General features: G+C 71.5%; 6 protein-coding genes. 4 read left to right on the top strand and 2 right to left on the bottom strand.

Going from position 1 to position 7,938, the window contains the following annotated elements:
- Positions 1 to 219: 219 nt before the first annotated feature.
- Complete coding sequence (ileS, locus tag IE332_RS09705) at positions 220 to 3,348, bottom strand: isoleucine--tRNA ligase (protein WP_189915049.1); 3,129 nt, start codon at positions 3,346 to 3,348, stop codon at positions 220 to 222.
- A 643-nt stretch (positions 3,349 to 3,991) separates the two neighbouring features.
- On the opposite strand from ileS, the gene IE332_RS09700 reads away from it, so the two are divergent.
- The 4 genes from IE332_RS09700 (at position 3,992) to IE332_RS09685 (ending at position 6,775) form a co-directional block, all read left to right on the top strand.
- Entirely contained in the window at positions 3,992 to 4,456 is a 465-nt protein-coding gene (locus IE332_RS09700) for a TraR/DksA family transcriptional regulator (protein WP_229928471.1), read from the top strand.
- A 94-nt stretch (positions 4,457 to 4,550) separates the two neighbouring features.
- Complete coding sequence (gene lspA / locus IE332_RS09695) at positions 4,551 to 5,264, top strand: signal peptidase II (RefSeq protein WP_373313692.1); 714 nt, start codon at positions 4,551 to 4,553, stop codon at positions 5,262 to 5,264.
- A gap of 85 nt (positions 5,265 to 5,349) precedes the next feature.
- A complete protein-coding gene (locus tag IE332_RS09690; protein WP_189915045.1) occupies positions 5,350 to 6,288 on the top strand; it encodes an RluA family pseudouridine synthase in 939 nt (312 codons plus the stop codon).
- A gap of 1 nt (position 6,289) precedes the next feature.
- Positions 6,290 to 6,775, top strand: coding sequence for a GNAT family N-acetyltransferase (locus tag IE332_RS09685; RefSeq protein WP_189915044.1), 486 nt, complete (start codon positions 6,290 to 6,292; stop codon positions 6,773 to 6,775).
- 109 nt (positions 6,776 to 6,884) lie between these two features.
- Here the strand turns inward: IE332_RS09685 and IE332_RS09680 are convergent, their stop codons facing one another.
- Positions 6,885 to 7,904, bottom strand: a complete 1,020-nt coding sequence (locus IE332_RS09680) for a mechanosensitive ion channel family protein (protein ID WP_189915043.1) — start codon at positions 7,902 to 7,904, stop codon at positions 6,885 to 6,887.
- Positions 7,905 to 7,938: the final 34 nt, after the last annotated feature.

The raw sequence follows: 7,938 nt of genomic DNA, 5'->3' as shown, positions 1-7,938 counted from the left end.
GGCCGCTCCGAGGGGCTGGATGATTTTCAGACTGCCGACTCTGAGGGTTCGGGGCTGGGCGCCGTTGGCAGTCTGAAAATCACCCGCAACGCCCCTCTCCGGGCCACCCCCTGCGCCACCCCTCCCGCAGCACTCCCTCTCGCCGGTGTGTGGGGGTGGGGGTGGGGAAACGGAACCGCCGCCCGGCTGGGGAGCCGGGCGGCGGTTCGGGGTGTGTGGTCAGGCCTTGCGGAGCTGGAAGGCGAGGCCGAGGGATTCGTCGGTGAAGGTTTCGGAGTTCCAGTCGGCCGCACCGGCGGCGAAGTCGGTGGCGAGGACCTCCTCGGCGACGAGGGGGCCGTGTTCGGCGATGGCTTCGGCGGTTTCCTCGGAGGCTGCGCGCCAGCGGAGGATGATGCGGTCGGCGACGTCGAGGCCGGAGTTCTTGCGGGCCTCCTGGATCTGGCGGATGGCGTCGCGGGCGATGCCGAGGCGCTTGAGCTCCGGGGTGATGGCCAGGTCGAGGGCGACGGTGGCGCCGGACTCGTTGGCGACGGCCCAGCCCTCGCGGGGGGTTTCGGTGATGATCACCTCGTCGGGGGAGAGGGTGATCGTCTCGCCGTTGAGGTCGACGGTGGTCGTGCCGGAGGTGCGGAGGTCGGCGGCGAGGCGGGCGGCGTCGGTGTTGGCGACCGCCTTGGCGACGTCCTGCACGCCCTTGCCGAAACGCTTGCCGAGGGCGCGGAAGTTGGCCTTGGCGGTGGTGTCGACGAGGGAGGCGCCGACCTCGGCGAGGGATTCGAGGGTGGCGACGTTGAGCTCCTCGGCGATCTGCGCGCGCAGGTCGGCGGGCAGCTCCTCCCAGCCCTGAGCCGCGATCAGTGCGCGGGAGAGCGGCTGACGGGTCTTGACGCCGGACTCGGCGCGGGTGGCGCGGCCGAGTTCGACCAGGCGGCGGACCAGGGTCATGTGCCGGGAGAGGTCGGCGTCGATCAGGGTCTCGTCGGCTTCGGGCCAGGTGGCCAGGTGGACCGAGGCCGGTGCGTCCGGGGCGACCGGGACGACCAGGTCCTGCCAGACCCGCTCGGTGATGAACGGGGTGAGCGGGGCCATCAGACGGGTGACCGTCTCCAGCGCCTCGTGCAGGGTGGCGAGCGCGGCGGCGTCGCCCTGCCAGAAGCGGCGGCGACCGCGGCGGACGTACCAGTTGGACAGGTCGTCGACGAAGCCGGAGAGCAGCTTGCCGGCGCGCTGGGTGTCGTACGCCTGGAAGGCCGCGTCGACCTCGCGGACCAGGGTGTTCAGCTCGGAGAGCACCCAGCGGTCCAGCTGCGGGCGGTCGGCCGGGGCCGGGTCGCTCGCGGAGGGCGCCCAGTTCGAGGTGCGGGCGTACAGGGCCTGGAAGGCGACGGTGTTCCAGTAGGTGAGGAGGGTCTTGCGGACCACCTCCTGGATGGTGCCGTGGCCGACCCGGCGGGCCGACCAGGGCGAGCCGCCGGCCGCCATGAACCAGCGGACGGCGTCGGCGCCGTGCTGGTCCATCAGCGGGATCGGCTGCAGGATGTTGCCCAGGTGCTTGGACATCTTGCGGCCGTCCTCGGCCAGGATGTGGCCCAGGCAGACGACGTTCTCGTAGCTGTTCTTGTCGAACACCAGGGTGCCGACGGCCATCAGCGTGTAGAACCAGCCGCGGGTCTGGTCGATCGCCTCGGAGATGAACTGCGCCGGGTAGCGCTTCTCGAACAGCTCCTTGTTCTGGTACGGGTAGCCGTACTGGGCGAAGGGCATCGAGCCCGAGTCGTACCAGGCGTCGATGACCTCGGGCACGCGGGTCGAGGTGCCGCCGCAGTCGCGGCAGGCGAAGGTCACCGCGTCGATGTACGGGCGGTGCGGGTCGAGCTCGCTCTGGTCGGTGCCGGTGAGCTCGCTCAGCTCGGCCAGCGAGCCGACGCAGGTGAGGTGGCCCTCCTCGCAGCGCCAGATCGGCAGCGGGGTGCCCCAGTAACGGTTGCGGCTGAGCGCCCAGTCGATGTTGTTGTTCAGCCAGTCGCCGAAGCGGCCGTGCTTGACCGTCTCCGGGAACCAGTTGGTGGCCTCGTTCTCGCGGATCAGCGCGTCCTTGACGGCGGTGGTCCGGATGTACCAGGACGGCTGCGCGTAGTAGAGCAGCGCGGTGTGGCAGCGCCAGCAGTGCGGGTAGCTGTGCTCGTACGGCAGGTGGCGGAAGAGCAGGCCGCGCTCCTTGAGGTCCGCGACCAGGGCCTCGTCGGCCTTCTTGAAGAACTGGCCGCCGACCAGCGGGACCTCGGGGGCGAAGGTGCCGTCGGCGAGCACCGGGTTGACCACCGGCAGGCCGTACTTGCGGCAGGTCGCGAGGTCGTCCGCGCCGAAGGCGGGGGACTGGTGGACGATGCCGGTGCCGTCCTCGGTGGTGACGTAGTCGGCGTTGAGGACGTAGTGCGCGTCCTCGATCTCGACCAGGTCGAAGGGGCGGCGGTAGGCCCAGCGCTCCATCTCGGCGCCGGTGAAGGACTCGCCGGTGGGCTCCCAGCCCTCGCCGAGAGCCTTGGCCAGCAGCGGCTCGGCGACGACCAACTGCTCGTCGCCGTCGGTGGCCACGACGTAGGTGACGTCCGGGTGGACGGCGGCGGCGGTGTTGGAGACCAGGGTCCAGGGGGTGGTGGTCCAGACCAGCAGGGCGGCCCGGCCGGCCAGCGGGCCGCTGGTCAGCGGGAAGCGGACGAAGACCGAGGGGTCGACCACGGTCTCGTAGCCCTGGGCCAGCTCGTGGTCGGACAGACCGGTGCCGCAGCGGGGGCACCAGGGGGCGACCCGGTGGTCCTGGACCAGCAGGCCCTTGTCGAAGATCTGCTGGAGCGACCACCAGACGGACTGGACGTAGGACGGGTCCATCGTCCGGTAGGCCTCGTCCAGGTCGACCCAGTACCCCATGCGGGTGGTCAGCTCGGCGAAGGCGTCGGTGTGGCGGGTCACCGAGTCGCGGCACTTGGCGTTGAACTCGGCGATGCCGTACGCCTCGATGTCCTGCTTGCCGGAGAAGCCCAGCTCCTTCTCGACGGCGAGCTCGACCGGGAGGCCGTGGCAGTCCCAGCCGGCCTTGCGGGCGACGTGGTAGCCCTTCATCGTCCGGTAGCGGGGGAAGACGTCCTTGAAGACGCGGGCCTCGATGTGGTGGGCACCGGGCATGCCGTTGGCGGTCGGCGGGCCCTCGTAGAACACCCACTCGGGGCGGCCCTCGGACTGCTCCAGGCTGCGCTGGAAGATCTTGTTGTCCTGCCAGAAGGAGAGGATCTGGTGTTCGAGGGCGGGGAGGTCCACCTGTGCGGGGACGGGGTTATAGGTGCTCATCGCGGGCGTCTACCTCCGGCGGATGCTGTGACTGGATCCTCCGGAGGGACGAAACGGCGTGTCGCCGCTCCGCGGTACCACCCTCCTTGGCCGCGGTACTGCCGTCGCGGCCCTCTTGTTTGGGCTTGCTGCCGGTTCTAGCGGACCGTCGCGGGCTTCGCGGCGGCCGTTCTTCCGGCGGCTCCGGGGTGATCTTCCCGCCGTGCACACCCCCGGGCTCGCACCGTCCCCGGGTCGCTGGTGGCTGCGTACGTCGCTACTCGTCCCATCTGCGCCTTGCAGGCCCAGTGTATCGGCCGGGCGAGTCGGTTTGTCCAAACCGTTTCCGGGCGGGGCGCTCCGGGGTGGGCGGCGGGGCTGGTCAGAGGGTGGTTAGGCCGGGGTGATCTGGGCACAACCCTGTCAGCGCGAGGGGCGTGGCGGTTGGGGCGGCTGCCTGGGTGGGATCGTTATGAGGCGTCGGTATGTCATGTTGTGACCGGTTTTGATCGGGATTATCGTTCCGGCACTGGAAGCCGCCGGGAACCGGCGGCTCGATTCGTTCGTAGATGGGGTCGAAGCCATGGCTGAGAAGGGAACCGGCGCGGGTACCGCCACCAAGCGGGCACGCAAGGCCGTGGCGGTCGATCCAGGGGAGGGGACCGTGACCACTACCGCACCGAAGTCCAGCACCGACACCGTCACCGGACCGCGCGGGGCCGAGGCCGTCGACCCGGCCACGCTGCCGGTCCGACCGGGCGAGGAACCGTGGACCACCCAGGAGGTCCACGAGCTGCACAACGAGCTGATCAACGAGCTCGAACGGCTGCAGAACGAGATCGACGCCGCCGAGGCGGCCATCTCGGGCCTGATGCGCGACTCCAACGACGGGGCCGGCGACGACCAGGTGGACGCCGGTACGAAGAACATCTCGCGGGAGAGCGAGCTCGCGCTGGCCAACAACGCGCGCGACAGCCTCGCCCAGACCGAGCGGGCCCTGGGGCGGCTGGAGGGCGTCGGCTTCGGCACCTGCGAGTCCTGCGGACAGGCCATCGGCAAGGCCCGGATGCAGGCCTTCCCGCGGGCGACGCTCTGCGTGCAGTGCAAGGCCAAGCAGGAACGCCGCTGAACCGGCCGGCGAACCGGACGACCGGAGCGACGCGGCGGGTCGGGCTTGCCGTACGCTCGACCCCGTAACGTCGCCTGACGCGTCCGCCCCGACCGTGGACGCGTCCAGGTCGTCACCGGCCCACCACCCTCCCCCTCCTACGGCCGGGGGAGCTCCACCGGCAGCGGAGCGGATCATCAGTACGCAAGGTTCCCCCCAGACCCGGGACGACGCCGTCCCGTCCCCCGCCGATGCCGTGGAGGTGCCCGTGGCCGAGCCGTCCGAGGCGGCGTCCGTGGACGAACCGACGGTGGCGGAGAAGCCCCGGGGTCCGCGGCGGATCGGGGTCCTGCTGGTCGTCGCGGTGCTCGCCTTCCTGATCGACCTCGGCAGCAAGCTGCTGGTCGTCGCCAAGCTGGAGAACCACTCGGCGATCAAGGTGATCGGGGACGTCGTCACCTTCCAGGTGATCCGCAACTCGGGCGCGGCCTTCGGCATGGGGCAGGCGCTCACCGTCGTCTTCACCATGATCGCCTCGGCCGTCATCGTGGTGATCTGGCGGATCGCCCGCCGGCTGTACAGCCTGCCGTGGGCGATCGCGCTCGGGCTGCTGCTCGGCGGGGCGCTCGGCAACCTCACCGACCGGCTGTTCCGCTCGCCGGGCGTCTTCCGCGGGCACGTCGTGGACTTCATCTCCGTCCAGCACTTCGCCGTCTTCAACCTCGCGGACTCGGCGATCGTCTGCGGCGGGATCCTGGTCGTGCTGCTCTCCTTCCGGGGCAGCAACCCGGACGGTACCGTGCACCAGCAGGGCGGCAAGGGCGAGTAGCCCGGCTCGCTCCCGCTCGCCCGGCCGGACGGCCCGGCGAGAGCGGCGCGCGGGGGAGGGCGGTGTTTCCGGCATACTCGTACGGGTGAGTACCGCAGCGCAGATCCGCAGCCTCCCCGTTCCCGACGGCCTGGAGGGCGAGCGCCTCGACGCCGCCCTGGCCCGGATGTTCGGCTTCTCCCGGACCAAGGCCGCCGAACTGGCCGCCGACGGCAAGGTGACGCTCGACGGCGCCGTGGCCGGCAAGTCGGACCGGGTGACCGGCGGATCCTGGCTGGAGGTCGAGATCCCCGCCCCCGCCGCCCCGGTGCAGATCGTCGCCGAGCACGTCGAGGGCATGCGGATCGTCCACGACGACGAGGACATCGTGCTGATCGACAAGCCGGTCGGCGTCGCCGCGCACCCCAGCCCGGGCTGGACCGGCCCCACCGTGATCGGCGGGCTCGCCGCGGCCGGGTACCGGATCTCCACCTCGGGCGCGGCCGAGCGACAGGGCATCGTGCACCGGCTGGACGTCGGCACCTCGGGCCTGATGGTCGTCGCCAAGTCCGAGCGCGCGTACACCGACCTCAAGCGGCAGTTCCACGACCGGATCACCGACAAGCGCTACCACACGCTGGTCCAGGGCCACCCGGACCCGATGAGCGGGACCGTGGACGCGCCGATCGGCCGCCACCCCAGCGCGGACTGGAAGTGGGCGGTGACCCAGGAGGGCAAGCCGTCCGTCACCCACTACGACCTGATCGAGGCGTACCGGGCCGCGTCGCTGCTGGCGATCAAGCTGGAGACCGGGCGCACCCACCAGATCCGCGTCCACATGTCCGCGCTGCGCCACCCCTGCGTGGGAGACCTGACGTACGGCGCGGACCCGACGCTGGCCAAGCGGCTCGGGCTGAGCCGGCAGTGGCTGCACGCGGTCTCGCTCGGCTTCGAGCACCCGGCGGACGGGCAGTGGGTCGAGTTCTCCAGCGAGTACCCGGAGGACCTGCAGAAGGCGCTGGACATCATCGCCGAGGAGAGCTGACATGAGCGCCGGGACGGGTGCCCTCCCGGGTGTCACGATCCGGGTCGCCGAGGGCGAGGACGACCTCGCCCTGGTGCGGCAGGTCCGCCGGGAGGTGTTCGTCGTCGAGCAGAACGTGCCCGAGGAGCTGGAGTACGACGAGTACGACGACACCTCGGCGCACCTGCTGGCGGTGGCGGCCGACGGGACCGCGCTCGGCACCGGACGGCTGATCTTCGGCGACCAGGCCAGGAAGCTGACCGGCGGCGTCGAGGGACGGGTGCTGCTCGGGCGGCTCGCGGTCCTGCCGGCGGCCCGGGGGACCGGCCTGGGTGCGGAGCTCGTGCGGGCGATCGAGGCCGCGGGGGCGGAGCGCGGGGCCGCTGAGGTCGAGCTGCACGCCCAGGTGCAGGCGCTCGGGTTCTACGAGCGGCTGGGGTACGTCGCCGAGGGGCCGGTGTACGAGGACGCCGGGATCCCGCACCGGACGATGACGCGGGCGCTGTAACCCTCAGGGGGCCGTGCGGACCGGGGGAACGGGACGGCGGCCGGTCGCGAAGCTCCCCGTGCCCCTGGTGGGGCGCGGGGAGCTTTTTGTCGCGGGTGGGGCTGCCGGGTCAGCTGTCGGCGGTGCGGACGCGGGGTAGCGCCCCGGGGTGTTCGTCGCGCAGGTGGGCGATGAGCTGTTCGCGGATGTCGAAGCGGAGCTGGGCGGCGTCCTCGGGGGTGCGGGCGGTCATGGTGGCGCGGACGAGGATGGTGCTCGGGGTGGTGTCGGTGACCTGGAGGGCCCACTCGGCGCCGTCCCAGAGGGGGTGCCGGTCGAGGCGGGCGCGCAGGGTGGCGCGCAGTTCGTCGACCGGGGTGCTGTGGTCGAGGTGGAGCAGGACGGCGGCGAGCAGGCCGGGGTCGCGGCGGGTCCAGTTCTCGAAGGGCTTGCTGACGAAGTAGGAGACCGGGACGATCAGCCGGCGGTAGTCCCAGAGGCGGACCACCAGGTAGGAGAGCGTGATCTCCTCGACCGTGCCCTGCTGGCCGTCCACCACCACGGTGTCGTCGATCCGGACGATGTCGCCGAAGGCGATCTGCAGACCGGCGAAGAAGTTGCCGAGGGTGTTCTGGGCGGCGATGCCGGCCACGATGCCGATGACGCCCGCCGAGGCGAGCAGGCCGGCGCCGACGGTGCGCATGGCGGAGAAGGTCAGCAGCATCACGGCGAGGGTGACCACGACGACGACCGCGTCGGCCACCCGGCGCAGCATGCCGATCTGGGTGCGCGCCCGCTGGACGCGGGCCGGGTCGTCGACGCGGCTCTCGTAGCGGCCGAGCAGGGCCTCCAGGGCGGCCGACACCACGCGCGCGGTGAGCCAGCCGAGGGAGGCGAGCAGACAGAGCAGGACCAGGTGGTGCGCGCCCTCGTCCTGGTGCAGGTGGAGGATCCGCCGCAGTGGCCTGGCGACGAGCAGCAGCGCCGAGACGACCGCGAGTTGGAGCGGGATCCGGCAGCGGCGGAGCAGTGCCCAGACCGGGGCCCCGGGCTGCCGGGCGGCGATCCGCTGGAGGGTCTGGTCGACGGTCCAGCCGATCGCCAGGGTGGCGGCGGCGATGGCGAGCAGCGAGATCAGCGGCCAGAGCATGGGCCGTACGATACTCGGGCACAGTGGTGCGAAC

Origin of the sequence: Kitasatospora xanthocidica (assembly GCF_014656195.1) — a bacterium.
Classification (GTDB): Bacteria; Actinomycetota; Actinomycetes; order Streptomycetales; family Streptomycetaceae; genus Kitasatospora; species Kitasatospora xanthocidica.
Note: the sequence above shows the minus strand (reverse complement) of the source record. Positions and strands in the feature narration are given on the sequence as shown.